The sequence below is a fragment of the Epilithonimonas sp. JDS genome (genome assembly GCF_021261315.1).
GTDB lineage: Bacteria > Bacteroidota > Bacteroidia > Flavobacteriales > Weeksellaceae > Epilithonimonas.
This window is the reverse complement of the sequence record NZ_JAJSAX010000024.1, coordinates 1-341: the sequence shown is the minus strand read 5'-3', so window position 1 is coordinate 341 and position 341 is coordinate 1. Positions and strand designations below refer to the sequence as shown.

Below are 341 nucleotides of genomic sequence, written 5' to 3'. Positions count from 1 at the left end.
CGAATTGGTAGGGACACTTACACTTAACAGAAATCCGGATAATTTCTTTGCGGAAACCGAGCAGATTGCTTTCCATCCGGGACATTTGGTGCCTGGCATTGATTTCAGCAATGATCCGTTGTTGCAAGGCAGATTATTTTCTTACACAGATACGCAATTATCCAGATTAGGTTCGCCAAACTTCCACGAAATTCCGATCAACAGATCCGTCAATACCGTTCATAACAATCAGAGAGACGGCCATATGCGTCAGCAAATCGTCAAAGGAAAAGTGAGCTATGAACCCAATTCAATTGGTGGCGGCTGTCCTTTCCAGGCGATGATGAAAGAAGGCGGTTTTT

1 protein-coding gene is annotated in these 341 nt (G+C 44.3%); it reads left to right on the top strand.

Annotated features, from left to right (window positions below):
• On the top strand, positions 1-341 hold a 341-nt coding region (locus LUD75_RS19090), incomplete at both ends, for a catalase (protein WP_232707399.1).